Annotated in this window: 28 protein-coding genes; 15 read left to right on the forward strand and 13 right to left on the reverse strand. The window is 49.9% G+C overall.

Annotation, left to right across the window (positions count from 1 at the left end; translation table 11 throughout):
* Positions 1-385: 385 nt before the first annotated feature.
* Complete coding sequence (locus MJ611_RS08920) at positions 386-1,753, forward strand: alpha/beta hydrolase family protein (protein WP_250429327.1); 1,368 nt, start codon at positions 386-388, stop codon at positions 1,751-1,753.
* Between the two features lie 133 nt (positions 1,754-1,886).
* Here the strand turns inward: MJ611_RS08920 and MJ611_RS08925 are convergent, their stop codons facing one another.
* The 5 genes from MJ611_RS08925 to MJ611_RS08945 form a co-directional block, all read right to left on the reverse strand.
* Positions 1,887-3,020: a hypothetical protein gene (locus MJ611_RS08925; RefSeq protein WP_250429328.1), complete on the reverse strand. Its 1,134-nt coding sequence runs from the start codon at positions 3,018-3,020 to the stop codon at positions 1,887-1,889.
* A gap of 96 nt (positions 3,021-3,116) precedes the next feature.
* Positions 3,117-3,908 carry an FRG domain-containing protein gene (locus tag MJ611_RS08930; protein ID WP_250429329.1) on the reverse strand — a complete coding sequence of 264 codons (792 nt, stop codon included), beginning with the start codon at positions 3,906-3,908 and terminating at the stop codon, positions 3,117-3,119.
* A 439-nt stretch (positions 3,909-4,347) separates the two neighbouring features.
* The gene (locus MJ611_RS08935) at positions 4,348-5,409 is read right to left on the reverse strand and encodes a PA0069 family radical SAM protein (RefSeq protein ID WP_250429330.1); all 1,062 of its coding nucleotides are present in this window, start codon (positions 5,407-5,409) and stop codon (positions 4,348-4,350) included.
* 576 nt (positions 5,410-5,985) lie between these two features.
* On the reverse strand, positions 5,986-7,257 hold the full coding sequence (locus tag MJ611_RS08940; RefSeq protein WP_250429331.1) for a Y-family DNA polymerase: 1,272 nt from the start codon (positions 7,255-7,257) through the stop codon (positions 5,986-5,988).
* Positions 7,254-7,715 carry a LexA family protein gene (locus MJ611_RS08945; protein ID WP_250429332.1) on the reverse strand — a complete coding sequence of 154 codons (462 nt, stop codon included), beginning with the start codon at positions 7,713-7,715 and terminating at the stop codon, positions 7,254-7,256. Before MJ611_RS08945 ends, MJ611_RS08940 begins: the two co-directional genes overlap by 4 nt.
* Before the next feature lie 153 nt (positions 7,716-7,868).
* Here MJ611_RS08945 and MJ611_RS08950 point away from each other — a divergent pair, with 153 nt between their 5' ends.
* Both MJ611_RS08950 and MJ611_RS08955 read left to right on the forward strand, forming a co-directional pair.
* Positions 7,869-8,372, forward strand: a complete 504-nt coding sequence (locus tag MJ611_RS08950; protein WP_250429333.1) for an AAA family ATPase — start codon at positions 7,869-7,871, stop codon at positions 8,370-8,372.
* Positions 8,373-8,571: 199 nt separating this feature from the next.
* On the forward strand, positions 8,572-9,102 hold the full coding sequence (locus tag MJ611_RS08955; RefSeq protein ID WP_250429334.1) for a DUF4142 domain-containing protein: 531 nt from the start codon (positions 8,572-8,574) through the stop codon (positions 9,100-9,102).
* An 80-nt stretch (positions 9,103-9,182) separates the two neighbouring features.
* Here the strand turns inward: MJ611_RS08955 and MJ611_RS08960 are convergent, their stop codons facing one another.
* Positions 9,183-9,359 (reverse strand): hypothetical protein, encoded by a 177-nt coding sequence (locus tag MJ611_RS08960; protein WP_250429335.1) that lies wholly within the window; start codon positions 9,357-9,359, stop codon positions 9,183-9,185.
* Positions 9,360-9,365: 6 nt separating this feature from the next.
* Here MJ611_RS08960 and MJ611_RS08965 point away from each other — a divergent pair, with 6 nt between their 5' ends.
* From MJ611_RS08965 to MJ611_RS08990, 6 genes are all read left to right on the forward strand, one after another.
* Positions 9,366-10,607 (forward strand): pyridoxal phosphate-dependent aminotransferase, encoded by a 1,242-nt coding sequence (locus MJ611_RS08965; protein ID WP_250429336.1) that lies wholly within the window; start codon positions 9,366-9,368, stop codon positions 10,605-10,607.
* A 99-nt stretch (positions 10,608-10,706) separates the two neighbouring features.
* Complete coding sequence (locus MJ611_RS08970) at positions 10,707-11,816, forward strand: efflux RND transporter periplasmic adaptor subunit (protein ID WP_250429337.1); 1,110 nt, start codon at positions 10,707-10,709, stop codon at positions 11,814-11,816.
* Complete coding sequence (locus MJ611_RS08975; RefSeq protein ID WP_250429338.1) at positions 11,813-13,072, forward strand: ABC transporter permease; 1,260 nt, start codon at positions 11,813-11,815, stop codon at positions 13,070-13,072. The genes MJ611_RS08970 and MJ611_RS08975 overlap by 4 nt, the downstream gene beginning before the upstream one ends.
* A gap of 1 nt (position 13,073) precedes the next feature.
* Positions 13,074-13,754: an ABC transporter ATP-binding protein gene (locus MJ611_RS08980; protein ID WP_250429339.1), complete on the forward strand. Its 681-nt coding sequence runs from the start codon at positions 13,074-13,076 to the stop codon at positions 13,752-13,754.
* A 509-nt stretch (positions 13,755-14,263) separates the two neighbouring features.
* Positions 14,264-15,286 (forward strand): NADP-dependent oxidoreductase, encoded by a 1,023-nt coding sequence (locus MJ611_RS08985; protein WP_250429340.1) that lies wholly within the window; start codon positions 14,264-14,266, stop codon positions 15,284-15,286.
* Between the two features lie 69 nt (positions 15,287-15,355).
* Positions 15,356-16,513: an iron-containing alcohol dehydrogenase gene (locus MJ611_RS08990; RefSeq protein ID WP_250429341.1), complete on the forward strand. Its 1,158-nt coding sequence runs from the start codon at positions 15,356-15,358 to the stop codon at positions 16,511-16,513.
* A gap of 208 nt (positions 16,514-16,721) precedes the next feature.
* On the opposite strand, the gene MJ611_RS08995 is transcribed toward MJ611_RS08990, so the two are convergent.
* Together MJ611_RS08995 and MJ611_RS09000 are read right to left on the reverse strand one after the other, a co-directional pair.
* On the reverse strand, positions 16,722-16,868 hold the full coding sequence (locus MJ611_RS08995) for a hypothetical protein (protein ID WP_250429342.1): 147 nt from the start codon (positions 16,866-16,868) through the stop codon (positions 16,722-16,724).
* A gap of 40 nt (positions 16,869-16,908) precedes the next feature.
* Positions 16,909-17,277: an STAS domain-containing protein gene (locus tag MJ611_RS09000; RefSeq protein ID WP_250429343.1), complete on the reverse strand. Its 369-nt coding sequence runs from the start codon at positions 17,275-17,277 to the stop codon at positions 16,909-16,911.
* Positions 17,278-17,844: 567 nt separating this feature from the next.
* On the opposite strand from MJ611_RS09000, the gene MJ611_RS09005 reads away from it, so the two are divergent.
* On the forward strand, positions 17,845-18,381 hold the full coding sequence (locus tag MJ611_RS09005; RefSeq protein ID WP_250429344.1) for a DUF4142 domain-containing protein: 537 nt from the start codon (positions 17,845-17,847) through the stop codon (positions 18,379-18,381).
* Between the two features lie 124 nt (positions 18,382-18,505).
* On the opposite strand, the gene MJ611_RS09010 is transcribed toward MJ611_RS09005, so the two are convergent.
* Positions 18,506-19,111, reverse strand: coding sequence for a TetR/AcrR family transcriptional regulator (locus MJ611_RS09010; RefSeq protein WP_250429345.1), 606 nt, complete (start codon positions 19,109-19,111; stop codon positions 18,506-18,508).
* Positions 19,112-19,570: 459 nt separating this feature from the next.
* Between MJ611_RS09010 and MJ611_RS09015 the strand changes: the two genes are divergently transcribed.
* The gene (locus tag MJ611_RS09015) at positions 19,571-19,816 is read left to right on the forward strand and encodes a hypothetical protein (RefSeq protein WP_250429346.1); all 246 of its coding nucleotides are present in this window, start codon (positions 19,571-19,573) and stop codon (positions 19,814-19,816) included.
* A 116-nt stretch (positions 19,817-19,932) separates the two neighbouring features.
* Here MJ611_RS09015 and MJ611_RS09020 read toward each other — a convergent pair whose 3' ends face one another.
* Together MJ611_RS09020 and MJ611_RS09025 are read right to left on the reverse strand one after the other, a co-directional pair.
* Positions 19,933-21,282, reverse strand: coding sequence for a 4Fe-4S binding protein (locus MJ611_RS09020; protein ID WP_250429347.1), 1,350 nt, complete (start codon positions 21,280-21,282; stop codon positions 19,933-19,935).
* An 8-nt stretch (positions 21,283-21,290) separates the two neighbouring features.
* Entirely contained in the window at positions 21,291-22,667 is a 1,377-nt protein-coding gene (locus tag MJ611_RS09025; RefSeq protein ID WP_250429348.1) for an NAD(P)/FAD-dependent oxidoreductase, read from the reverse strand.
* A gap of 424 nt (positions 22,668-23,091) precedes the next feature.
* Between MJ611_RS09025 and MJ611_RS09030 the strand changes: the two genes are divergently transcribed.
* Entirely contained in the window at positions 23,092-23,556 is a 465-nt protein-coding gene (locus tag MJ611_RS09030; protein WP_250429349.1) for a hypothetical protein, read from the forward strand.
* A 141-nt stretch (positions 23,557-23,697) separates the two neighbouring features.
* Here MJ611_RS09030 and MJ611_RS09035 read toward each other — a convergent pair whose 3' ends face one another.
* Both MJ611_RS09035 and MJ611_RS09040 read right to left on the reverse strand, forming a co-directional pair.
* Positions 23,698-23,931: a hypothetical protein gene (locus tag MJ611_RS09035; RefSeq protein WP_250429350.1), complete on the reverse strand. Its 234-nt coding sequence runs from the start codon at positions 23,929-23,931 to the stop codon at positions 23,698-23,700.
* 64 nt (positions 23,932-23,995) lie between these two features.
* On the reverse strand, positions 23,996-24,691 hold the full coding sequence (locus MJ611_RS09040) for a hypothetical protein (protein ID WP_250429351.1): 696 nt from the start codon (positions 24,689-24,691) through the stop codon (positions 23,996-23,998).
* Positions 24,692-24,771: 80 nt separating this feature from the next.
* Between MJ611_RS09040 and MJ611_RS09045 the strand changes: the two genes are divergently transcribed.
* From MJ611_RS09045 to MJ611_RS09055, 3 genes are all read left to right on the forward strand, one after another.
* Positions 24,772-25,476 (forward strand): hypothetical protein, encoded by a 705-nt coding sequence (locus tag MJ611_RS09045; RefSeq protein ID WP_250429353.1) that lies wholly within the window; start codon positions 24,772-24,774, stop codon positions 25,474-25,476.
* 102 nt (positions 25,477-25,578) lie between these two features.
* Positions 25,579-26,136 (forward strand): hypothetical protein, encoded by a 558-nt coding sequence (locus MJ611_RS09050; RefSeq protein ID WP_250429355.1) that lies wholly within the window; start codon positions 25,579-25,581, stop codon positions 26,134-26,136.
* Between the two features lie 206 nt (positions 26,137-26,342).
* Positions 26,343-26,912 (forward strand): SRPBCC family protein, encoded by a 570-nt coding sequence (locus MJ611_RS09055; RefSeq protein WP_250429356.1) that lies wholly within the window; start codon positions 26,343-26,345, stop codon positions 26,910-26,912.
* Positions 26,913-26,940 lie beyond the last annotated feature (28 nt).

The raw sequence follows: 26,940 nt of genomic DNA on the forward strand, positions 1-26,940 counted from the left end.
TTTCCCATCTTATGGTTAGGCGCTTCGGACCTTCGGCCGGAATGCATTTTGGCAAGTATCGCTGCGATACTTTAACTGCCTAACACAATTACCGGACCTTTTTACTCCAACCAGGCTCATATTTTTAAATTCTTTTGAGATATCCTGATTGCTAATAAGTTAGGGATATTTTTTATATTTAGAAAGGTTTTATTTTAAATATTCAGATAATTTTTCTCTGTAGGACTTAAATTATACCCTTGCGCCCTAAATTATCTCTTTTGTACCCTGCTATAAAGTTGCCCGACGAAAGACTGCTCGTCAGCTACAACATCTACATTTAGGCAGCTTTATACTTGATGATGTATTGTAACTATTTGGATATTTGACCTTTAACTACAAAACTATGAGAAGCATTACAACCTTTATTTTCCTGTGGATAGGCATACTGTCCTGCGGCTTTGCGCAAAACCTGAAGCGGAGGCCTTTCCTGGGCGTACAATTATCGCCTGTATCCGATTCGCTGGCCTCGGCTGGCAACCTCAAATCTACGGAGGGAGCGCTTGTGGTGCAGGTGATCCCTAAAAGTACGGCTGCCACGCTGAGGGTGCAGCCCAACGATGTGATTGTGCGTGTTAACCAGGCACCTGTCAAGACCTATACCGATGTAGTAGACAGGGCGCGCCAGTTTAAAACAGGCGAGAACGTGACGCTCGAGCTGATCCGGAAAGGGAAGAGGATGACGTTGAAAGGCAAAGTGCAGCCCATGCCGTTTGAGACGGATCCGAATGCTGATGTGCTCTACGATGAGGTAGCACTCGGTAATAATGCTTATGCCCGCTCTATTATCAAGAAGCCGAAAGGCAAAGGGAAATACCCAGCCGTTTTCTTTATACAAGGCTATGGCTGCAACAGCATCGATAACTTGCCTGCCGATAATCCGCAACGTTTGTTACTGGATGGCCTGGTAGCCAAAGGGTATGCTGTTTACCGGATGGAAAAACCCGGCATGGGCGACAGCCAGGGCACGCAGCCTTGTACCGAGATCAGCTACACCGAAGAGCTTGCAGCCTTTGCTGCCGGCCTGAAAGAGCTGAAGCAGTACGATTTCGTGGATACAGAAAACATTTTCCTGTTCGGCCATTCGCTCGGTGGTAACACAGCTCCGCTTATTGCTGCAGATGAAAAGGTAAAAGGTATTATTGTGTATGGCATCACGGGAAAGCCCTGGGGAGAATACCTGATCGAGCTGTTCCGGGAGCAGAGCCCCATGAACGGAACAGACTATGTGCAGGTAGAAGAAGATATGAAAACGCTTCTGCCGCTGGTTTATGAACTGATGGTTCTGAAAAAATCGCCGGGAGAACTGGCGCAGAATGCTGTGTACAAGCCTTACCTGGAGCGGAGATTCGATTATGACGGACGCGGCCATCTGTTTGGCCGGCACTATACTTTCCTGCAGCAACTCAACGACATCCCTTTAAACAAAGCCTGGAAGGCAGCCAATGCGCACACGCTTGCCATTTACGGCGAGGCCGACATCCCGGCCCTGAACCCGGACGGTGCCAAACTTGTGGTGGATGTGGTGAACAGCTATTATCCGGGCAAGGCAACCTACCAGTTTCTGCCCCGCACCGACCACGGTTTTATGGAAGTGGGTACCAAGGAAGATTACCGCCGCCTGCAGTCCGGTGCTGCTGTGCCTGCCCGCTTCAACCAAAAGCTCGTGGACCTGGTCGATTCCTGGATAAAGGAAAGACTCCGAAAAGCATAAAGTTTACGGCGACAAGTATGGATTTGCCTGCTTCTGCAAAGTAAACGGAGCCGATAGTATGATATTAAAGTATAAAAGCGGGTGAGGACACCGATTCCTCACCCGCTTTTATACTTTATACTTCTATTTATACTTACTGATACTGAATGTACAGTGGCCTCGGGTCAAGATTCAGGATCTCGTCCGGTGTCATGAGGCGCGGGCTGTTGCGCAGGTCGTTTTTGTAGAAGAGCTTGAACCCTGTGAACTGCACCGGCTCGCGCTGTATGTAGCGGCGGTAGGTATCTTTTTTGAGCGCCGGGTGTCCCCAGCCGTCCATGTGCATCACCACTTGTACTTCTGGCCTTAAGGCGATGTTCCGGTAATTGGTGATCATGCGCTGGGTAAAGCGGTGCACCACAAAGATCTTAGGAGGCAGCTGATGTTCTTTCACCAGGTCCGCTAGCAAGCCGGAGGCATAGTTCAGGTCCTCGGCATCGAAGCTGCCAACTTTCTTGCCCGGTACTTCTCCTTCTTTCATGGCAAACTCTGCGTCCACACCCAAATGCACGTTGGGCAATTTCAGGTAAGATACAAGCCGGGGCAATTCTTCCTGCAGGGTGCTTTGGCCTACCTGCACATCCAGAAACACAATCGCATCGCGTTTCTTCGCCATCTCCAGCACATTGTCGATCATTTTGTCTGTCATGCGCAGGCGGTACTTGTTGCCTCTGCCCGGTTTGCCCTGGGCTGTTACCACAATGGCATGCAAAGCGGGCTGCACCGGCGTTTGCGGGTCTGCCTTCGACCATCGGGCAACTTCCTCATCTAACTTCTGTAGCATTTTCTCCGGAGACAGCTCACCCAATATGCCCATGCGCTTCGAGAGTGGGTTGCCGTAAAACGCCAGTATGCGCTTGTTGGGAAGTATGGCACCCGGCAAGGCCGCAGGCCCAGGGTATTTGTACGTGCTGACAGAGTCATGGGCAAGCGTGTCAACTGCCAGGGGAGCAGCCGTAGTAGCCGTATCTGTAGTAGCGGTTAACAGGGTATCGCTGTTAGCCGTAACAGGGGCTTCTGTACTTGCAACCGTTTCATGCAGTTCTTCATTCTGCAGCAATTCCCGCTCCTGTGTGCAGGCTGCTGAAGACAACAGCAGGGCCGTGGCAGCCACGCTGGCTTTAAAGCCTGAAAGGGTACGAGCGGAAAACAGGGCAGGTATGGTTTTAGTGGCTGCACGCGCTGGTAGTGCATGCTTAAGGGTATGTGGCAGCCGAAGCAGATTCATTCGTAAGCTAATTAAGATAAAGCACCTAAAGTAGAAAGATTTTAAGTACCATACCTGCTTTCGGGTCATTTTTTAGGAAAAAAGTTTTGCCTGATTTTACCTCTGAGTGTAATGCCTTTTAAGCCACTGGCTTAGCCCTGTAAGACCCGGAAAAAGTACCCGCTCCGTGATGTTGGCCTGGTCGAGTTTATCGCGAATTTCCCATTTGAGCTGCGCCGGGATGATGATTCGGAAGTATAGCTCCGGATGTTGCTTCAGCCATTGGGTCAGTTCCGACGTCACGTTCGACATCATGGAAAAAAGCGCATACTGGTGCATGATGCGGGCATCCAGCGACGGTGGCTCCAGGAACAGCACAAATTCCTCTTCCTGCATTTTTCCAAGGTCCTTCAGCGATGGGCATACCGACTGCAGCACTTCTGCCGTGAATACATTCGACCCTTCTTCCTGGATTGCCTTCTTCAGTTGGGTAGGCAGGTGTTCTGTCGACTTAACATAATTAATGCACCATACTACACCGTCTTCATCGTACTTCGACAAATCTTGTGTGGCAAAGTGCAGGGCAACGTAAGGGGAGTAGGTCCAGTCCAGCAGGCGGGTAGGAAGGCCGTGGTGTTGTGCTACTGCCAGCCAGTTCCAGACGCTGTCGCCCGGAGAGGCGTTGTTATGGGCATACTTTCTGAAATTGCGCAGAATGTGTTGTTCCAGTTCGCTATACCGGTTGCCCAGGCGCGTAATGCTGGTGCTCAGGTCGAAGTTTTTACTCCAGGTGCCCCGGTATACATACGATGACCGGAAACGTGAGAGGTCGTCATTCCAGCTATGGTCAAACAAAGCAGACTGTAGTTCCAGCCAGCTTTCTGCTACAATGTCTTTTCCGTTGTTCATACAGGCTCTGTAAGGGCGATTGCAGGGATGATTTACCCGTTCCGTATACTTGCTGCAACGCGAAATGTTGTACGTGCTTCTGCTTTGTATAACGTTGCATTTAGACTCGTGCGAATTACAAAATTTGCTTGCCGGCCTTTTGAGGTAGTAAATAGCTGTACAGCTATACCTTTATACTTCTATATTATTGCATTTAAACAATTTTAAATATTGGTTTATTGAATAACATGAACTAACTTGACCCGTAGGACTTAAGTATGCTTTACGGGCGGATAACAACCTGGCGGGGCTGAGGATGATATACTTCTTAGGGTCAACTTAGATAAGCCATTCTCCAAAAGCAGTGATTAACAGGTTTTTCAGTAGGGTCAAAGATAGTTTAGTGTTTGTGTAAATTGCTGAGACGGGTGCAGGCGCAGGGCTTGCACCCGTTTCTCTTTTAGAAGAGGCCCAGTTGCTTGCCGGCGCGGGTGCAGAAGTGGGTATAGTTATAAGGCTTCATGCTGCGCCCCTGCATGTATTTCTGGCGGCTCATTCTGAACAGCTTGTTTATCGTGCTGGCAAACTGCCCTTCGCCGTGCATGCGCACGCCAAATCGGCTGTCGTTAAGGCTGCCGCCGTGGCAATCTGCAATCTGGCTGAGTACCTTCTCAGCCCGGTCGGGGTACGCCTGCCGTATCCAGTCTTCGAAAATAGGGCCAATATTTCCGTTCAAGCGAACAATAGTATAAGCTGCGTTGCTGGCACCTGCTTCGGCTACTCGTTTAATGATCTCCGGAATCTCGTAGTCATTCAGGCCGGGTATAACGGGCGCTACCATGACATTCACCGGAATGCCGGCATCTGTTAATTGCTTTACTACCTGCAGCCGTTTAGCGCCGGAGGCGGTACGAGGCTCCAGTTTCTGCCGCAGCTTTTCATCCAAGGTGGTAATGCTGATGTTAACGTGCACCAGGTCGAGTTTATTGAGTTCCTGCAGCAGGTCCAGGTCGCGGAGGATGAGGGCGTTTTTGGTGATGATACTGACCGGGTGACGGTACTGCAGCAATACTTCCAGCATACGCCTGGTAAGCTGTTTCTTTGCTTCAATAGGTTGGTAGCAGTCGGTGTTGCCGGCCAGCATGATGGGCATTACCTGCCACTTGGGGTGCTCTAGCTGTGCCGCCAGCACTTCCGGCGCATTCTCTTTGATGATGATCTTACGCTCAAAATCCAGTCCGGCGCCATAGCCCCAGTACTGGTGCGTGTTACGGGCATAACAGTAAATGCAGCCGTGCTCGCAGCCCTGGTAGGGGTTCATGGAGTAGGAGAGGCCCAGGTCTGGGCTGTCGATCCGGTTCACAATCTTTTTCGGGTTCTCTGTAAAGTATTCTGTCTTGGAGTTGGAGAGCATGGGCTCGTCCAGCCCTTCGATGTGGTCTGCTACGTATTCTTGTTTCAGGTAGGGGTTCGCAGGGTTATACTGTGCGCCTCGTCCTTTCAAATATTCTTCTGCTTTCATGGTTATAATTTTTGTCATTTCGAGCACAGCGGGAAATCTTATAAAACTTCAAGCTGGCTTTTTATACTTGTAGCTGATAAGCCTTCGCTTTGTAGTTTCCTGTTTTCCTCAGTCTTACTTGCCTAAATTTTCATTTTATACTTTGGTGCCCTCCTAGGCCGGGCGGCCTCGTCCTTGGTTTGAGCGCCTATGCGAGCTTTTCCTTTGCTCCTACGTCGCAATATCGCTCGCGCGATACCGGAAAAACTCGCATAGGCGCTCAACCCAAGGACTGGAAACAATACTGCTTCGTAAGCTGCTATGCAACTTCAACAAGTAGTGTTCCCTTGAGGGGACTATAGGGGCATTAAGGCAATAGTTACAGAGCAAAGGCTACAGCCATGTGCCCTACTGACGATTTTTTGTTTGAGCGTTCAGCGAGTTCAAAATCGTCTTGATTCTTTTGCTTACTTTTCTCATCAAGGAGAAAAGTAAGGCCTAGCCGGCGAGGCGAAAGCCAACAAAGAGCAAAGGAATTATAAAGTTTAGAAGCAGCTGTTAAAAGTTTATAGACCGCCCTGATGGCCGAATAATGCTTCACCCTACCCCAACATACAGCAACTGCCCTAACCTCGTAGTATAACACGGCGACTTCTTCTCGCACTTGAGTTGCCAGGGACGGGTGGTGCCCTGGGCGGCGCAGGTTACTTTGTCGCGGCCCCAGGCGCTGTTGAGCTTGTCCAAGGCTTGCATCAGGCGCTGGTGCTTGTCGCGGTCTACGGTGTCGAGCAGGGAGGCCTGTACCTGGTTCTGCGGCCGCAGCTCCGACACGATCACACCACTCTTTTTATACTTGTAGCCTTCGCGGTAAAGGGCCTGCAAAGCGAGGTTGGCGTAGTGCAGCAATTCCAGCGTGCTGTTGCTGGCGGTGGGCAGCGCAATGGTTTTGCTGTTGAAATACTGTGGCTCGTCCCGAAACTGGTTGGTCTGCAGAAACACCGTAATGGCACCGGCGCAGCTTTTCTGCCTGCGCAGCTTAGCCGCACAGCGCGAGGCATAGTTGGCCGTTGCCTCCTGCAACTCCGACAAACTGCTAACCGACTGGCCGAAAGAGCGGGAAGTACAGATGTTCTGCTTGTTAGGCGCCACCAGTTCGAGGTCCAGGCAGGCCTCGCCGCGCAACTCCCGCACCGTGCGCAGCCCTACCACCGTCATGTTCTTCTTTACAAATGCATCAGAAGCGTTGCGCAAATCCAGGGCCGTATGAATACCAAAGCCGGCAAGCTTCTGGGCATAGCGCCGCCCGATGCCCCACACATCGCCTACTTCGGTACGCCGCAGTGCCTCTTCTATATGCCGCTCGTCTGTCAGCACCAATACACCATCTGCCTTCTTCGACTTCTTGGACAGCCGGTTAGCCAGCTTAGCCAGCGTTTTGGTCGGTGCTATGCCCACCGACACCGGTATACCTGTCCAGGTTTTTACCGTATTGCGCATTTCCTGCGCATAATGGTTCAGGTCACGGCCATAGAAGTTGCCCAGGTCCAGAAAGGCTTCGTCGATAGAGTATACTTCCAGGTTAGGCGTAAACTGTGCCAGCGTCTGCATCACCCGCGCCGACATATCGCCATACAACGTATAGTTGCTGCTGAATACCTGCACATCGTGCTGCTCTATCACGTCTTTTGCCTTAAAAGCAGGTTCTCCCATCTGTATGCCCAATGCCTTGGCTTCGTTTGATCGGGCAATGATGCAGCCATCGTTATTGGAGAGCACCACAATAGGCTTGCCTTCCAGCTTCGGATCGAACACCCGCTCGCAGGAAGCATAAAAGTTATTGCAGTCTACTAAAGCAAACAGGCTGGTCATGGCTGTCCGTTAATTTTGTGCAGCGACCAAACCACAACGCCCCACGGTTTAAAATCCATTTCGTCTGTGATCTCGATAGGCGGATACGCTTCGTTGGCCGGTTGCAGGAACATGCGCGTGCCTTTGCACAGGAGCCGTTTTACGGTAAACTCGCCGTCTACTACGCCTATAATAATGTGTCCGTCGGATGGCTTCAGCGAGCGGTCTACTACCAGTATGTCGCCATCGTGCAGGCGGGCGTCGCGCATCGACTCGCCCCGCACCCGCACCAGGTACGTGGCCGTAGGGTTCCGGATGAGCACGTGCTGCAGGTTTACTTTATCTTCCAGGTAATCATCGGCAGGCGACGGAAAACCGGCGGCTACGTAGTCGCGGCTGAGAGGCAGCTCCAGTAATTCGGGCAGCGGCAATAACTCCAAAGTGTAGGGTAGGGTGAAGGGTGTATGTATTTTTTCCATAGTTGATTTTCTTTCGTCTCTTGTGACACACGGCTCAAATATATAGGTTTTGCTAATATAGTTGGTATTTTATACTAATAATTTTAGTATTTTGTTCAAGTTGAAACGAAACAGCCTGTGTAACAGGTAATAAAATCAAAACAGAGCAAGTGCATGCAGGCAGTTATATTTTGTGGGATACAGGCCAGCGGGAAATCTACTTTCTACAAGGAGCATTTCTTTAACACGCACGTGCGCATCAGCCTGGATCTGCTGCGCACCCGTAACCGCGAGAACCTCCTGCTGGAAGCCTGCTTGAGCACCCAAATGCGCTTTGTAGTAGACAATACCAACCCCACTGCAGCGGAACGGCAGAAGTACATCGGGCTGGCTAAAGCGGCCAGGTATGAGGTAGTAGGTTATTTCTTCGAGACAAGCGTAAAGGAGGCACTGGTACGCAACAGCCGGCGTAGCGGCAGATTTGTAGTTCCGGACAAAGGGGTTTTCGGTACGCTTAAAAGGTTGCAGAAGCCAGCTTTAGCCGAAGGATTTGATGTGCTGTACCTGGTTCGGTTGCAACAGGATGGCAGCTACATCATTAAACAGGTAGAGCCTGAAACAGGACACCGATTCCCCGATAGCGCTGATGGTCCGGACGGATCCGAGCCCGAAGTATAAATTTGCTTTTGTCTTATAGCCGCTGATCATCAATATATCTTGATTTAACAATTGGGTGTTTATGCGGAGGTGGTATCCGTATTGGCTTTTTATCTGCAAAGCCTGGCAATCCGTTAAAGTAACCGAGGTAACGAGGGCAGAGCGCCTGTGACCTCTGATACTGTTTTTTATCCACTTTAAAGATGAAGCTATGAGAGAAATGAAATTACAAGGTTGGAAACTTCTGCTGCTGTTAGTGCCATTCATTGGCTTTTCAGCCTGCGATGACGACGACGATGATGATCAGATAGATGTGATGACTTCGGCAGAATTTGTGGAGCAGGCTGCTACCAGCGACACCTTTGAGATCGAGACTGCTAACCTTGCTCTGCAGAAATCTACCATGCGGGAGGTGCAGGAGTTTGCCCAGGAACTGCTGAACGACCATACTGCATCCCGTACGCAGTTGAGAACACTGGCCCGGCAGAAAGGGATTGAGGAACCAACCACCCTGCCTCAGGACAGAGCTCTTATCCTGGACAAACTTGCCGGCAGAACCGGCGTTGCCTTTGATAAGGACTTTGCCAACATACAGCTGCAGGCACACGAAGATGCCATAAACCTGTACGAAAAAGCTGCCGACCAGCTCGAAGACCAGAACCTGAGGGCCTTTGCTGAGCAGCAACTGCCAATACTGCGCAGGCACCTGGACCACGCGCAGGTCCTTAAAGCCAAAACAGACCAGCTGTAGTACTTAAAACATGGCCTGAAAAAAGCACCTGCTACACGGCAGGTGCTTTTTTTATACTTTGCTGCAAGCAGTGGCTCTGTTTATACTTCAGGGGTGAGTACTTTATCTTTTCCCGGAGCAAAACAAAAACTTGTTGAGACAGGCGGAATTAAAAGAAGAATATCCTGTGTTCGCACTAGGTAAATATGTTTTGAAGCAGAAGCCTGAACAGCTTGGTTTTGGTGATGCCAAAGCATTACTTTTGAGAAGAAATTCATACTTAGATGATACAACGCAGCACCCGGCTCGATGCGGTTCATTACGAACTATGCGGGCCAATATACGAGCAGGCAAAGCAACTGGAACTGCAGGGCCACCGCATTACAAAACTGAATATTGGTAACCCGACACCTTTTGGCTTTACCGCTTCTGAAGAGGTAATACAAAGCGTAGTGGCCAACCTGCACCCAGCTCAAGGCTACTCCGACCACAAAGGCATACTGGCAGCCCGCGAGGCCATCCGGAATTACTATATCGGCAAAGGCATACACGGCATCCATACCGACGATATTTCGATTGGAAACGGTGTAAGCGAACTTATACTTCATGCGGTGCAGGGTTTGCTGAACGATGGCGACGAAGTGCTGGTGCCCTCGCCGGATTACCCGCTCTGGACGGCAGCCGTGCGCTTTTCGGGAGGCAAAGCCGTGCATTACCTCTGCGACGAAGCATCGGACTGGAACCCGGATCTGAAAGATATCCGCAGCAAGATCACGAGCCGCACCCGGGCTATTGTCATCATCAACCCAAACAACCCGACGGGTGCCGTTTACACCCCGGAACTGCTGCAGGAACTGGTGCAGCTGGCGGCGCAGCATAACCTGGTCGTGTTTTCGGATGAGATCTACGACAAGATACTGTACGACGATACCAAGCATTACCCGACTGCCACGTTCTCTGATGAGACCCTGACCGTTACGTTTAGCGGCTTGTCTAAAAATTACCTGGCGGCAGGCTTCCGGGCCGGCTGGATGGTCGTGAGTGGCAACAAGGCAAAGGCTGCCTCTTACATCGACGGCCTGAACACGCTGGCCAGCTTGCGGGTGTGCAGCAACGTGCCGGCGCAGTATGCCATAAAAGTAGCGTTGGAAGGACACCAAAGTATAAACGACCTGGTGCTGCCAACTGGCCGCCTGCGCCAGCAGCGCGACATCTGCTACGAAAAGCTTACCTCCATACCCGGTATTACCTGCGTAAAGCCGAAAGGTGCTTTTTACCTCTTCCCGAAGATCGATGTAAGGAAGTATAACATACAGGACGACCAGCAGTTTGTACTTGATTTCCTGCGCGAGCAGCACGTATTGCTGGTGCAGGGCAGCGGCTTTAACTGGCAGCAGCCCGACCACTTCCGGATTGTGTACCTGCCGGAGTTGCAGGAGCTAAGCCAAACCATGGATAAGCTAAGCTTGTTCCTGAGTACGTACCAGCAGAACGTGCCAATGCTTCAGGAGCTGGCGAAAGTATAGGTATAGCTGCCTGCTACCCCTCCAGGGATTCCCCTCCCTGGAGGGGCAGGGGTGGGTAAAAATCACACCTCATACTTAAAATCAAAAGTATAAGTATACTTGCTCGAGCTACACAAGAACCGACAGATGAAACTATACTTCCGATTTGCCTTTATACTTCTTGTACTGGCTGCCTGCACTGGAAAGCAGGAGAAAACGCAGCCAACAGTGGAGGATATTTCGGAATCGGTGTATGCCTCGGGAGTGGTGAAGAGCCGTGATCAGTACCAGCTTTTTCCGAAAGTGAGTGGCAACATACAACAGATTTTTGTTACAGAAGGCGATGTGGTGAAGAAAGGGCAGCCGTTGATGAAAGTGGAAAATGAAGAGGCCCGCTTAAGCACCGAAAATGCCCGCATAGCTGCCGAATACGCCCGCGTCAGCGCCAATGCCGAAAAACTGAACGAACTGAAGGAAGCCATAGAACTGGCCCGGATCAAAAAGCAGAACGACTCGCTGCTGCTGGTAAGGCAGCGTAATTTGTGGGCCAAACAGATCGGCACCCGCGTAGAACTGGAACAGCGGGAGCTCAATTATGAAAATTCTGTTACAAGCTACCGCTCGGCCATACTTCGGTACAACGACCTTAAAAAGCAGCTGAACTTTGCCGCCCGGCAATCGCAGAAAAGCCTGCAGATAAGCGAGACCATGGCTGAGGACTATACCGTTAAAAGCGAAACCAACGGCAAAGTATACAGTGTTCTGAAGGAGAAAGGAGAGATGGTGAGCCCGCAGATACCGGTAGCGGTAATCGGAGATGCGAACGAATTTATACTTGAGCTGCAGGTAGATGAATACGACATTGCACGTGTAAAGATCGGGCAGAAAGTGCTGCTGAACCTGGACAGCTACAAAGGGCAGGTGTTCGAGGGCAAAGTATACAAGATCAACCCGGCAATGAACGAGCGTACGCGCTCCTTTACCGTGGAAGCCAGTTTTGTTACCAAACCACCTGCGCTTTACCCGAACCTTACCACCGAAGCCAACATCATCATACAGGCTAAAAAGAACGCGCTTCTTATCCCGCGCGAGTACCTGCTAGACGGCTCGTATGTGATGACGGAAGATGGCAAAAGAGTGCAGGTGAAAACCGGTCTGAAAGACTATAAAAAGGTAGAAATACTGGATGGACTGACGAAGGATGATGTGATCGTAAAACCGGCAGAATGAATACAAAACTCATTTTCGGGATAGCAAAGTCGCTGCTGCTGGCCCGGCTGGGGCAGACGCTGGTAGCGGCTGTTGGTGTTACGTTCAGTATTGCCATGTTCATTACGCTGCTCAGCTTCATGAACGGCCTCAACGACCTGCTCGATGGCCTCATCCTGAACCGCACACCCCACGTGCGCCTCTACAACGAAATAAAGCCAAGCGAAAACCAGCCCGTTAACGAATCTCCCGAGTATGCAAACTCCTACAACTTCATCAGCTCCGTAAAATCAGGCATTTCCCGGCAGGAGATCTACAACAGCGGGCCTATCATACAGGCGGTTAAAACCGACCCACGGGTAGTAGGCGTAGCGCCAAAGCTAACTACGCAGGTATTCTTCAACGAAGGCACCATCGATATCACGGGCGTTATCAATGGGGTGGATGTAGAAGAAGAGATGCGGCTTTTCAATTTCCAGGATTACGTAACGGCCGGCTCCGCCATCGATGCCAAAAACGTGGCCAACAGCATTATACTGGGCAAGGGACTGGCCGACATCCTGGTGGCCGACATTGGCGATGTGGTGCAGGTAACCACAGTGGAAGGCGAGCGCTTCCCGCTGAAGGTGGTCGGCTATTTTCAGTCGGGTATCCAGGAAATAGATAAAGTACAGAGCTATGCCTCTATCGTTACCACGCAGAAACTGGAGGGCAAGCCGGCCAATTACATTACCGATATCCAGGTAAAACTGCAGGACCTGAAAATGGCGCCGGCAGTAGCACAGGAGTACAGGCAAAAGTTCGATATAGATGCCGAAGACATACAGACCGCTAACGCGCAGTTCGAAACAGGCAGTAATATCCGGACGATAATTTCGTATGCGGTGGGCGTTACGTTGCTTGTAGTGGCAGGCTTCGGTATCTTCAACATCCTCAACATGATGATCTACGAGAAGATGGATTCTATTGCAATCCTGAAAGCCACCGGTTTTTCGGGCCGGGATGTAAACCGGGTGTTCCTGCTGATCTCGATGAGCATTGGTTTCTTTGGCGGCATGGTGGGCCTGGTGTTTGGCTTTATCTTTTCCGTGATCATCGATAACATACCGTTTAACACGGCGGCACTGCCAACCATCAAAACCTATCCGGTCGATTATAGCCCTGTTTTTTATTTTATAGGCGGCACTTTTTCCCTGATCACCACGTACCTGGCAGGCTTCTTCCCGGCCCGAAAAGCCAGCAGGGTAGACCCTGTAGAGATCATTAGAGGCAAGTAACATGCAGGACATCATACTGGAGGCACGGCACATCAACAAAGAGTTTCACGACCCGGTAACGGTGCAGGTACTTACGGACATTACGTTTTCCGTGAACAAGGGGGAGTTTGTGTCGGTCATCGGCAAGTCGGGTTGTGGCAAGTCTACGCTGCTCTACATCCTGTCTACCATGGATACCGATTACGAAGGAGAGTTGCTGATAGACCAGGAGCTGATGACGGGCAGGAGCGATGCAGAACTGGCGCGCGTTCGTAACGAGAAGATCGGGTTCGTGTTCCAGTTCCACTACCTGCTCAACGAGTTTACAGTGCTCCGGAACGTGATGCTGCCCGGCTTAAAGCTGAACAGGTACAGCGAAGAGGAAGTGGAGCACCGGGCCATGGAACGGCTAAAGATGCTGGGCATTGAGCACCTGGCAGTGCAGAAGGCCTACCGCATTTCCGGCGGCGAAAAGCAGCGGGTAGCCATTGCGCGCGCCCTCATCAACGATCCGCACATTATCATGGGCGATGAACCTACCGGCAACCTGGATACTAAAAACAGCGAGCACGTTTTCGAGATTTTCAAGGAACTGGCCGAACTGCACAACCAAACCCTGCTCATCGTTACCCACGACCAAAGCTTTGCCGAACGCAGCGGCCGCATCATCGAGATGGAAGACGGTCGGATTATTCGGCATTAGATATTGTATACTTGAAATCACCCCGGAATATCACTTCAAGTTAGTGAGTAAGTATACTTTTTATCCTTCCTATTGAAAGAAGAGCTTTTCAGGTTTTCCCATGAGGCGCCTCGTCATTGAAGCTATGAAAGTATAAAAGCATAAAACTGAGAATGAAGGGGAGCAACGAAGCGAAGGCCAAGTATAGAGTGTGTCGGGCTGTACTTAAAAGTATAAATGAAGCCAAAATATACTTCAGCCTTGGGTATACCTTGCCCGTAGCAAAAGCTTAATCTCCCTTCTCACAAGATCCTTGCAGGATGACAAAATGAGGCTAAGTTCTGTTACTTATACTTGAAAGGATGGTTGTCGCTAAGGTATAGCTATAGAAGTAGTACGAGCTGCAAGCTCGCACCAGCACCGATTTGGTGAAGCATAAAGTTATACTTACATTATTAGTTGCTGCTGCTAAACAATAACTCCCGCCTCCTGTTCTCCGTGTAAATAATCTGTACCTGATCAGATTTACTATGAGAGCAAGAACCATTTTACTGAACAATCGCCCGCAGGGCATGCCCACCGACGATACCTTTAAATTCACGGAAATAGACCTCCCCGCATTGCAGGAAGGGCAGGTGCTCCTGAAAGCCCTGTATATTTCCGTTGACCCTTACATGCGGGGGCGTATGAGTGAGGCAAAGTCGTATGTGGCGCCCTACAAGCTGAACGAGCCCATTACGGGAGGTGTCGTAGCCGAGGTAGTGGAAAGCCGGAACGGCCGGCTTCCGCAAGGTGCCGTGGTGTTGGGCAACCTGCCCTGGCAGACGTACTCCCTCTCCGATGGTACAGGCCTGACCCCTGTAGACCCGAACCTGGCACCGCTGAGCTACCACCTTGGTATATTGGGTATGCCGGGTCTTACAGCTTATTGCGGCCTGCTTTTTATAGGCGATCCAAAGCCAGGCGAGACCGTGGTAGTATCCGGAGCGGCGGGTGCTGTGGGTACGGTGGTAGGGCAGATCGCAAAAATAAAAGGTTGCCGCGTGGTTGGCATTGCCGGCTCCGACGAAAAGATCAGTTACCTGAAGCAGGACCTGGGCTTTGACGAAGCCATCAACTATAAAACCGCCGGCAACATACAGCAGGCATTAGCTGCCGCCTGCCCGAAGGGCGTGGACGTATACTTTGACAATGTAGGCGGTGAGATTTCAGATGCCGTTTACAGTTTGCTCAACAACTTTGCGCGCATTGCCATCTGCGGACAAATATCTTTTTACAACGCCACGTCGCCCCCAACAGGCCCGCGTGTAGAGCCCATCCTGCTGAAAACCAAATCGCTGATGAAAGGCTTTATCGTTGGTGATTACGTGGACAGGTTCGGTGAGGCAGCCAGCGGTCTGGCATCCTGGCTAAAAGAAGGTAAATTGCAGTACGAAGAGAATGTTCTGGAAGGATTTGATCAGTTGCCGCATGCTTTCCTGGGCCTGTTCAAAGGCGAGAACATTGGCAAACAGCTCGTAAAAGTGGCTGACTACAGCGCAGCAGGGCGCTAACTTATACTTGAGTACAAGCTCTTCGGATTTACAGTTAAAAAGTAACACATCATTAGTATTCTTAATTACATGAACAATTTCACATTCTATAATCCGGTTAAGATCATTTTCGGCAAAGGCGAGATCAAAGCTGTTGCCAAAGAAATACCAGCCGATGCCCGCGTTATGATGACGTATGGCGGAGGCAGCATCAAAAAGAACAAGGTATACGACCAGGTGATGGACGCGCTGAAAGGCCATAAGGTAATCGAGTTCAGCGGCATTGAGCCAAACCCGCGCTACGAAACACTGATGAAAGCAGTAGAGCTGGCAAGGGCAGAACAGATCGATTTCTTGCTGGCAGTAGGTGGGGGATCGGTTATAGACGGCACCAAACTGATAGCGGCAGCCATACCGTTTCAGGGAGAAGAACCCTGGGACATTCTCTCCAAAAAGACACCGGTAACGCATGCCGTACCTTTTGGCGTGGTGCTTACCTTGCCTGCCACCGGTTCCGAAATGAATTCCGGCTCTGTGATCACGCGCGAAGAGACAAAAGAAAAGTTCTCGTTCGGTAGCCCGTTCACGTTCCCGAAGTTCTCCATACTTGATCCGGAGACCTGCTATACGTTGCCGCCGCGCCAGCTGAGCAACGGTGTTGTAGATGCTTTTACCCATGTGCTGGAGCAGTACCTGACCTACCCGGTAAACGCGCCGCTGCAGGATCGTATGGCTGAATCCATACTTATTACCCTGAAAGAGGAAGGCCCGAAAGTGTTGGCTAACCCAACCGATTATGATGCCATGGCTAACTTCATGTGGAGCGCTACCATGGCCCTGAATGGTGTGATCCGGGTAGGTGTGCCAACCGACTGGGCTACGCACATGATCGGCCACGAACTTACCGCCCTGCACGGCATCGACCATGCCCGTACGCTGGCCATTGTACTGCCGTCGCTGCTGCGTTATAAAAAGGAAACCAAGCGGGAGAAACTACTGCAGTACGGCGAGCGCGTTTGGGGAGTAACCGCAGGCAGTGAAGAGGAGAGGATAGAAGCAACCGTACAGGCCACCGTTAACTTCTTCGAGTCGCTCGACATCCGCACGAAACTGAAAGACTACGATGTGGACCAGGAAACCATCCGTGAGATTGTGCGCAGGTTTGAACAGCGTGGCGTGAAAAACCTTGGGGAGCGCGCCGATATCCAGGTGAGCGACGTGGAGCAGATCCTGACCATGAGCCTGTAAGTATAGCACTATCATTCAAACGCAGCAAAGGGAGCCCGGAAGCTCCCTTTGCTGTTTCTATAAAACAAACTACGAAACTATGAATTCATACTAACACTTTAAGTGCCTGTTACTGGAGCGGATATCCCCAACGTGAGGGTTGTGCTCCTATGCAATAATCTTGGTTTCCGCGCCATCCTGCTGCCTTGCAGCATAGCCATACCAAAGGTTATACTATCTTCCAAGATTCTGTGCCGCTTCTGCCCGCGATCCGGCAACAGCGTTCCGCATTCTGGGCTACTCTTACATTTTGCAGGGCATTGAAAGCGGCTCCTTTATCTGCTATACTTGCCTGCACGCGCTGCAGTGCTTGCATTGGTACAGGCAGAGCAGGTATGGGGCTTGTTTTCTAACACTTAGTCAGCCACAGCCATTTTCTCGCGCTCATTTATCAGCAGGTAAGCATCGGCCAGTGTAGGCACTTGTCTGAACACATTTTCCAATTTTAGCAGCTTAAACAAGCGATCTGTAAAGGAGCTCATGCCGAAGAGAATGATCTCTGCATCTTCTTTCCGAAGCTCCAGCAGCTTGCCAACAAATGTGCTGACGCTCATATTGGACAAACCGATTTTCTGTAAATGGGAGCAGTCGATCCAGAGCTGTTTTGATTTACCTGCGGGTACTTTGTTTAGCGCTTCCCTGATAGAGGCAAAAGCCTCCTGCTTGATCAAGCCTTCTACAATGAGGACCTGTAAGCCGATGTATGATTGATTCGTGATTTCCATATAAGTAAAGAGTATAATAAAAGAGCAGCGTTTATACTTGCACAGAGGCCATGATCAGGTATTTGATTAAGACCATCCTCCGGCAGACGCCACCCCATTAAAAGGTTAAGTATAAATTGAACTGTTACAGCTAAAAGCATACGTTTTATAATGTCTGCTGATTTGTACTATTTAAACGCGGTTGAATTGGGGAAGGGGCTGCTGAAATGTATAAACAGTGTTTATTGGACGCAATTACGGGTATATACGGAGTATGTAAATGTAGTATAGAGGATTATTTCAGAAGAATATAGAAAGGTTAATTTGTACTTTATTGTGAATACAACAAGACGGGGGAGTAATGGATAAGCATAACGCACATTAAGGCAATACATCCCTGAAAAGTAAGTATGAATTTGTACGTAGGCTTATTCGTATTTAAATCATTGTCTTCGAGTCAAAGAACCCGTTTAAAAGATCGTGGCGGAACAGAAAGTGTGGAGGCTTTATAGGAAGGTAGGCTCTGCCAGTTTATACTTCATTGCATGGTTATTTCTTCAGTTACATACACCAGTTTAAGAAACTAAAATGAGTAAACGATTGATACAGAACTGCAGGCTGCTTGCTTTACTGCTAGTGCTTGTGACAGCTGCTGGTTGCGAAGATGATGCTGAAAATGAACTGGACAGGGTGTCAAACACGCTGTTTGTGCAACAGGCTGCCAGCAGCGATGTGTTTGAAATACAGGTGAGCACGAGCGCGGCAAACAAGGCAAGTACAGCCGAAGTGAGGCAGTATGCACAGCAAATGGTAAGCGACCACACCCAGGCCCGCATCGAGCTCAAATCAATAGCTGCCCAAAAGAATATTACAGTGCCTGATTCTATGGCCCCGGAGAAGCAAGCGCTCCGCGACCGACTGAGCAGCAGAAATGGTGTTGCGTTTGATAAAGAATACATGGACATACAGGTGCAGGTACACGAAGAAAATGTTACGATGTTTGAGTCCGCCGCCGAGCAGGTGCCGGATGCTGATCTCAGGGCCTACGCCCGCAGCCAGTTACCTATTTTGCGTATGCACCTGAACCAAGCTCGCCAGCTTAAAGCTGCAACAGACCAGCTCTAGAGAGTTGTCGGAAATTTTAACAATAAAAAAGTCCCTGTACCATCTGATACAGGGACTTTTAAGTATAGCTTAAACCTCGGTTACAGTCTTTCAGCAACACCTTAAGTTGATCAGGAGGGGAGGGCTAATCTTTCAATACACCGTTGAAAATCACTTTCAGTAACCCGTCGAAAATGGCGGCAGGAGCATCGGGCATCTCTGCAAGAAGGCTGCCGGGCACCTGACGTGTAAGATCCGGGTTAAAGATCGTTTCCAGCGCACCGGCGTAAAGTATTACCGCCAGCGCACGGTTTACATCCTGACGAATATGACCCTGCTGCACGCCCTCTTCCAGCAACGAATTGAAGCGCAGAAAAGCGGCATCGGTTTTATATTTCTGGAGCAGTTGCCAGCTGTCAGGTGCGTTCTTTTTGATATCGGCAATAAAGGAGGCGTTAATGGCGTGTAGCCTGGTGCCGACATAGCTGAAGATACGGCTTAGCTTTTCGGGGAAATCGGCCGTGTCGTCCTGCAGCATCAGCTCAACGTTCTGCTGTGTTTCTGCCAGGTACCCGGACATGATCACCTGTAAGAGATGCTCCTTGCCGGAGAAGTACTGGTAAAGCGTTTTTTTGCTCATGCCCAGCCGTCGTGCCAGATCAGCCATCAGCACCTTGCTATAGCCGTGTGCAAAAAAGAGGCTCCGGGCTTCATCAAGGATGTTAGCCCTAATATCTGTTTGAGTTTCCATAGGAGGTAGTAGGTTTCGTGCGTTGTTCGGGCTTATAATACTCTGCTTTTTGCAGGGTTACTCACAAAAGATTGCAAATATACGCATCTTGTGCACATGATGGAAGTATACCGGAAAGGCTGCGTCTAAAATAGTGCAATAACTGAAATTTATTTAGTGCTCCTGGTAATTGAACTTATTTCCTCCCAAAACTATTTGACATAACAACAATGATAAAATAATAACAAGCATGCTGCTTGCAGCTTAATTGTTAAATTTTTGTTAATTTTTTTAGATGGTGCTCTTGCTTTTATAATATATACATTCTAAATTGCACTATCACTTATCAGAATTATCTGTTTAAACATAAGTTTTAATTGGGTTTTTAAAGGAAAGCAATTTCAGAAAAGACGCAGCATACGCACTCAGCCTGAATAGCCTACCAGTTACTAAGCATCAAAAAGATTTAACTTTTAGCCAATGTTAGATATTATCAACTTCGTAGCCCTATCTGGTATTTTCAACATCCTGTTCTTTTGGTATGCCTCTACCAAGATGAAGTCAAAGCCAGATCCGGTGAAAACCCTAATCGTTTCTTTTGTTTTCTCTATTCCCCTAAGCTTTCTGTTGATCGGCGTGTACACAACCATGTTGGTCTATGCAGCTAAAAGCGGCCTGAACGAGGACGCTATGTGGGAATATATGGAGCAGGAAGAACTTCAGTAGCAGATCGCCCGGTTTCGGGCAAGGTTTACTGTAAAAAAAGCGCGCAACTACCAATGGGTATAGTTGCGCGCTTTTTTGTTTGTTCTAAAGTATAAACTAAGCATAACTTTCAAAGTTTAGCTCAGCAGGTTTAAATCTTCGCGTTTAATCAGCGGCGAGGCTGCATAGCGCCCTTCACGCGGGCCGTTCTCCAGCTTCAGCACGCCTCTTGGGCATACATGTGCACAAATGCCACAACCAACACAAGAGGCGCGGATTATAGGCTGTCCCTGTTGCGCATACCCGCGTACATCAATTCCCATTTCGCAATAAGTAGAGCAGTTGCCGCAGGAGATGCACTGCCCGCCGTTGGTGGTGATCCGGAACCTGGAGAAGTGCTTTTGCAGCAGCCCCAGGTAGGCCGCCATCGGGCAGCCGAAGCGGCACCACACCCGGTTACCCATGATCGGGTAAAAGCCAACACCAATAACGCCTGAAAAAATCGCACCGATAAAGAAACCGTAGGTACTCGAAAATCCACCGGAGAGTTCGCCCAGAAGCCTGCCTTCGCTCCATGAATTGATCCAGAGCAGCAAGGTAGTGATGATAATAAAGCCAAGTATAGGGTAAATGATGGCTACTTCCCAGCGCCAGGCCACCCGGCGCTTGTCGGATAGATGGCGGTAAGGGTCACCGGCAGTCTCTGCCAGGCCACCGCAACCGCATACCCACGAACAATACCAGCGCTTGCCATAAAAATAAGTAAGTACAGGCGTGGCCAGAAAAGAAAGTACAGCACCCCAGAAAATCATGAACACGCCCAATGCCTGGCCGTTCTGAACCAGGTAGCTAACCGTGCCTGGGAAAAGGTAATCATACTTTAGGGGCCAGAAGTAGCTGAAGTAAAACTCCGGCTGATTCAGGTAAAGCAGCAGGGCTGGGAGCAGAAATGCAAAGCCAAGTTGAAAGAACATGACTGAAAGTGTGCGGATGATGTGGTAGCGGTTGTTCCTGTACTTCAGCAATGCATGTACGCCCATCACCAGCACAGCCAACGTATAAAATGTGCCATACAGGAACCACTGGTCCGCAGGCCTGTTGCGCAGCCATTGGCTGAGTGGCTCCATAGCGCGAGTTAGCCCCTGCAACGAGTCCGGAAACCAGTAGAGCAAAATGTAAAAGCCGGTCAGCACAATGCCGACAACCCAGGCAATAGCTCCGCGCGATGTAGCACTCTCCGTCCAGGCGCCGTTGTTCTGGTGGGCTTCAGAGAGCTCCGTGCGCCGCTGCCAGATATAGATCAAGCCTCCGATCGTAAGTGCTGTGATGCCGCCCAATCCGGTAAGCACCGGATCAATTACACCGGATCCGAAAGCAGCGACGAGTAGGCCTAGCAGACCAAAGCCGATCAATGTTAAACCGGCTGTTTTGCCCAGGCTGCTATCAGCTGCTTGTTCGGGGTAGGGGAGAGCTATCGTTTTGTTCATACTTGGGGTTAATGCTTTTTGCTGCCTGTTGCCAGTTTAAATTTGCTGCGCAGGTTCCACCAATTGTTCTGCTGTTGCTTTTCGGGAAGCGGCTGATCAGGAAAGCGCTGCTGGTACTGTGCCATAATTTCGTGCTCAAACTTTCTGAAGAACTCCGGATCAAAGTTGGCAGCCGGCAATTCTGCCAGTGCTTCTTTTAACGTATAGCCTTGCCGTAGCCAGTGGTGGCACAGGTCGTGCCGGTAACGTACGCCCAGCAGGTTAAGTCCGGTTAATTTCTGCGTGTTGCGTTCGTACACCAGCCGGATCGCTTTTCTGCCCGACTTGTGCTGCCAGTACAGCGAGTCGAGCTCGGGTGGCAGTTGGTTGGGTACGTAGCCATAGGTCTGGTACTCAATGTCCATGAACTTAGCGGAGTTGAACCAGGGGCCGCGGTCGTAGGCAGTACGTGTGCCGAGTAGCGTGGAAGCTAGCGTTTCGCCGTGCTGCCGGCCGGTATACCAGAGTTGTTCTACAGCCGGGGCAGGAGGCGTCGGGTTGCGGAATTGCGCACAGTCGCCAATGGCGTATACATCTGCTATACTCGTTTCGAAATACTCGTTCACCAATATGCCTCTGTCCAGTTCCAACACCGAGTTTTGTAGAAAAGCCACATTGGGTAGTACACCGGTGGCAATGCCTACAAACTGGCAAGCAATCTCTTTGCCTTTGATGGTCCGGACAGCCCGTGCGTTTCCCTGCTCGTCCTGCAGTATTTCCTCCAGTTCATCTTCTAGTAACAGCTCTATGCCATGCGCCTGAAGGTGGCGGGAAACCAGCAGCGCCTCCTCCCAGGGAAGTATGTTTTGCCAGTTTAGTTTTTCGCGCACCAGCATGGTGACGGCAATGCCGCGGCTCTGCAACATCTCCGCCATCTCTATCCCGATCAGACCGCCGCCAACTACAACAGCTCTGTTTATACCTTGCGTCTGCTGTTGCATTAGCTCCAGGTCCTGCAGCGAGTTGAGGCCCTGAACACCTTTGAGCTGCTGGCCGGGCCAGTTAAAGAAAGCGGGCACAGAGCCCGTAGCCAGTACCAGGGTGTCATACTTCAGCGGCTGGCCTTGCCTCAGGTGCAGCAGCTTTTGCCCGAAATCAATCTGCTCTACATAATCGTGCACCAGTTCCAGGTTGTGCTCGCGCCAGTACCAGTCTTCGTAGGGTGTGATATCCTGCAGGCGCATGTGGCCCATGTAAACATACATCAGCGCCGTGCGCGAGAAATGCACTGCAGACTCAGCGGATATGATCGTGATGCGCATGCTGCTGTGCCGGCGCACGTGCTGCGCCAGCGTTATGCCTGCAATGCCATTGCCAATAATAACCAAGTGCCTGTCCTGTTGCATGTGCTGATCTGTTCATCCAATTTTTTTGCGTTGGCGATACTTCTAAAGGTATCATGCCGCCCTCACAGGTGAACTGATCGAAGATACGCGAAACTTTCGGGATGTGCAGAATGAACCCCAATATTGTTAACGGAGGCTTTAAACATGATATTTCTGCTTCAGGTATCACCAGAATTATAGCTGCATTTGAAGGGAACTAGCAAAGAGTTATCGTATTGCCTGCAGAAGTTGATTTGTATTATAATAGCTGAATGTGGCTTGTTTGGTGGGGTTGTAATATGATTTATACTTGTATTTATGATTGTTAAAGGGTGATTGTTAAGTATTTGTATTGTGAAAATAAGTATTTATTCGGGGTTGGTAGTTTGAGTGTTTATATAAAATTACCGTAAAAGGTATGTTGTATTAATTTAAATTGAAAGCTATGAAAAAGAATTGGATAAGTATGCTGGCAACAGCTTTTTTAGGCTCATCGCTGCTCCTGACAGCCTGTGGCGGTAAAGAACAAACAGAGACACAGGGAACAGAAACTGAAGACGAAGCAACGGGAGTAACAACTTCCGGCATGGATACAACTACTGGTACAGACACCACAGGCATGATGGATACAACTGGTACCACTACAATGGGAACAACAAGTGGAACAACCACTACAGGTACAACAGCCGGTACTACAACGACAGGTACTACAGCCGGAACGACCACCATGGGTACTACCAGTGGCACCACCTCCGGCACTACAGCAGGTACTACCAGTGGCACAACTTCCGGAACAACAACCGGAACAACAAGTGGTACTACAAGTGGTACTACAAGTGGAACAACCAGCGGTACAACCTCAGGTACTACAGCCGGTGGCACAACAGGCGGTACTACAACCGGCAAATAACAAATTATATTTTGACTTACTTAAAAAGAGGCAGCCTGCAAGCTGCCTCTTTTAGTAGGAGTATGCCTGTAATTATCTGCAGGCAATAAAAAAAGCCAGGTGAAAACACCTGGCTTTTTTTATTTTATACTTTACCTGATGTTAATGACTGCCGGCGCTGCTGCCCATGTCCTGGCCGCCATCCTGCACATCAGAGCTTCCTCTGCTGCCGCTTTTCTGTGACGGAGCACCACCAACATCACCTCGCATCATTTTATCGTTGTTTACGTCTTCACCTTGCACCGGATGAATGTTAGGTACTTTGTTTCCTTTATTCACGGTCTTGTTGGTGTCTTCGTTCTTTAGTTTATCCTTATCTCTTTGGTCCTGATTCATAGTATATAATTTAATGGTTAAACAAATGTAAATGCGGCGTAAAGCCACTTCCGATGACCGCTTCTTAGTAGCGGTCATCGTCCTGATTGTCGTTGTATCTGTTACGGCGAGGTTCGTCGTAATCGCTGTACCGCTGGCGAATGCGTCCGCTAAATGGGTCGAAGCGGCGGTCATAATCTGGGTTGGAAGCATCGCCTCCGTCGTAGCCCCAGCTTAAAGAGCCGGCTGTGTTGCCACTGTATTCGTCACGGCCCCTGTAGCGGTCCGGGCCATATTCATCATGGAATTTATCCCATACACTCTCGCCGGAACGGGTGCCGTATCCGCCACTGGTAGGTCTGTATTGCTCATCCCTATCCCTATTGCGTTCTGTTCTGCCGGTATCCTGTCTTCCCTCGTCGCGGTCGTTAGGATAGTAGCCGCTCCAGTCGCGTTCGTAATCGTGCTGGCGGTTTTGCTGGTAAGGCACATTAGCTGCTTGGTTCCTGTCTTTGGTGCGGTGCATGCCTCCAACGTTCCAGTCATAGGTCGATACATTGTGATGATCGCTGGTATTATCGAAGCGGTAAGCACCCCGATAAGCATCCTCCTCATCCTTTGCTCCAAACACATTCTGGTTCAGGTGGCGGTCATCGCCGCGGTAATGATTGCGGTAATCTGTATAGCCGGTTCTGTTATACCAATCGTTTCCTTCCATGTCTGTTTTCAATTTTGGTTCTTGTTTTTTAACGCGTGAATGCGTCTGAGGTTTAGCTGCCATGATTTAGTAAAGCTAACCTAATGTAGGGCTGCCACCGTAGAAAAGGAAGTATAAGTAATAAAACGTTAATACTTTAAGCTATGAGACACGACAGAAATAACAACCGCGATGAGCGTAACAGGAACCGTGATGAAGAACCTCGCTGGCTGCACGAGCAGCGACATGGTCACAATTCTGATCGCGGAAATTATACGATAGATTCAAACTTTAACCTCGGCTACGGAGGCGCTGCCGACAAAGACTACGGCGATCAGCGTACCTTTAACACCAATGCCGATCAAGGCTATACTTACCCGCAGGGCCGCTACCAGGTGGGTGGTGCGCAGTACAGCGGCGATGACTACACCCGGAACAGCCGCAGCAGCGAAGACAACCCGTACGGCGTGACCTATGTGCCACAGGATCGCCACAACTCTTACCGCCACTACGAGGCAAACGCCGATTACAGCAATAAAGATTACGATGACCTGCGTCGCAAAGGCCGTTCGCATGAACGTTACGGTATGGCAGACGAACGTTTCGGGCATGATGTGCGACACGGGCGCGACAGACAAAATGAATACATGGGCCATTCCAGCCCCGGCGATTACGAGTCTTACCGCCGCTATGAGTATGGCAACCGCATGTATGACAACGATTACAGCGGCGGTTTTGCAGGCCGTAACCACACAGAAGGCAAACCGCATTTTGGAGAAGACACCTACTACAGCAACCTGGAAAGGTGGCAGGGCCAGAGCAACCAGCGCCACGACCGCACCGATCGCGACAGGGCACGTCGTTCGTAAAGCAGAAAAGCTGAGCGAAAGTATAAGTTATAAATAGATCTGAGAACACCGCTGCAGCAGGTTGCTACCAGGCAGCCTGCTGCAGCCAAAAGTATAAACACTATGATGAGAGGCAACAGAGATAACAGAAAGTATAACGACGAAGGAGATTACGGCAGACGTCACTGGCGACATGAGCAGCAGGAGGTACACCAACGGCACAGAGGAGAGTACGAAGGCGAGCGCGGCTATCTGAACGATGGCGACCAGATGGAGCGACGCTTCCGTATGGAACCAAACTATCAGCCGCAGGGCAGGAGAGATGACCGTGGAGGTACCCGCGAAGATTATTACAACACGACCTACGAGAGCAGCAACGTGTATGGCATCCCGCGCTCCGAAGACTATGGCCTGCCGCATGGCGCCGAAAACGATACCGACAGGGTGCACTTGTATCCGTTGAACGAAGGCCCATACGGCCACCAGCGGTCGCATTATCATTACAACCTGGGCTATAACCCTAACTTCGACAACCCGGAGGAAGGGGATATGTACCGTAACTTTGACAGCCGCGGAAACTTTGGCTACCGACACGACGCTTCTTACGGCAATACCGATGATTTCCGCGATTTCGGAGATGATCACTACGGCCAACAAGATACTACCGGGCATGTCTGGTAAAGCCAAACGAAAGGAAACACCCGGGTAGGCGTATAACTATTTCCGATTGTTCCGTATAAAGGCCTATACATTAGTATTAATTTCCATCTGAGAAAAGCCGTAATTCGATTAGAGTTACGGCTTTTTTCGTGGCTGCTGCTTGCTATAATCTAAAAATGTGATTATATTTATTGTGAATATAACTTTAAATATAGATATAGTTGTATATGCAGCCGGTAAACAAGCTCCTCTCATTCTTTGTAACTGCAATTATAATTCTGGGTGTTATATCGCTCTTTTTGCCAACGGAAGTGCATGTAGAGCGGTCTATGGTTATAAATGCGCCTGCCTGGCTCACGTACGAGCAGGTAAATAATTTAAAGAACTGGGAAAAATGGTCGCCCTGGAAGCAGGCAGATCCGGAAATTAGGCTCGATTACCAGGGCCCTGCGGCAGGCAACGGCGCACAGTATAGCTGGAAAAGCCGGCGCCGTGTTCTTGGCACAGGCAAACTGACCATTGCCGACACAGAACCGAACAAGCGCATCGTAACTGAAATGTATTTTGTGCACAAGGGCAGAGGCATTGCTACCCATACTTTTGAAGAAACACCGGAAGGCACTCTTGTTACATGGGCAGTTGATTCGAAGCTTGGCCATAATCCGGTTAAAAAATATGCGGGTTTGTTCTGGGGAAGCTTGATAGGCCCTGACTTTGAACGGGGGCTTTCCAACCTGAAAATTGTAGCAGAAGAATCAGAGAAAAGCAGAAGAAGCCAGAGTTACAACCAGAAATAAGCCGCTGCAGAACGTAGCTCAAGTATAG

Source organism: Pontibacter ruber (genome assembly GCF_023630205.1).
Classification (GTDB): Bacteria; Bacteroidota; Bacteroidia; order Cytophagales; family Hymenobacteraceae; genus Pontibacter; species Pontibacter ruber.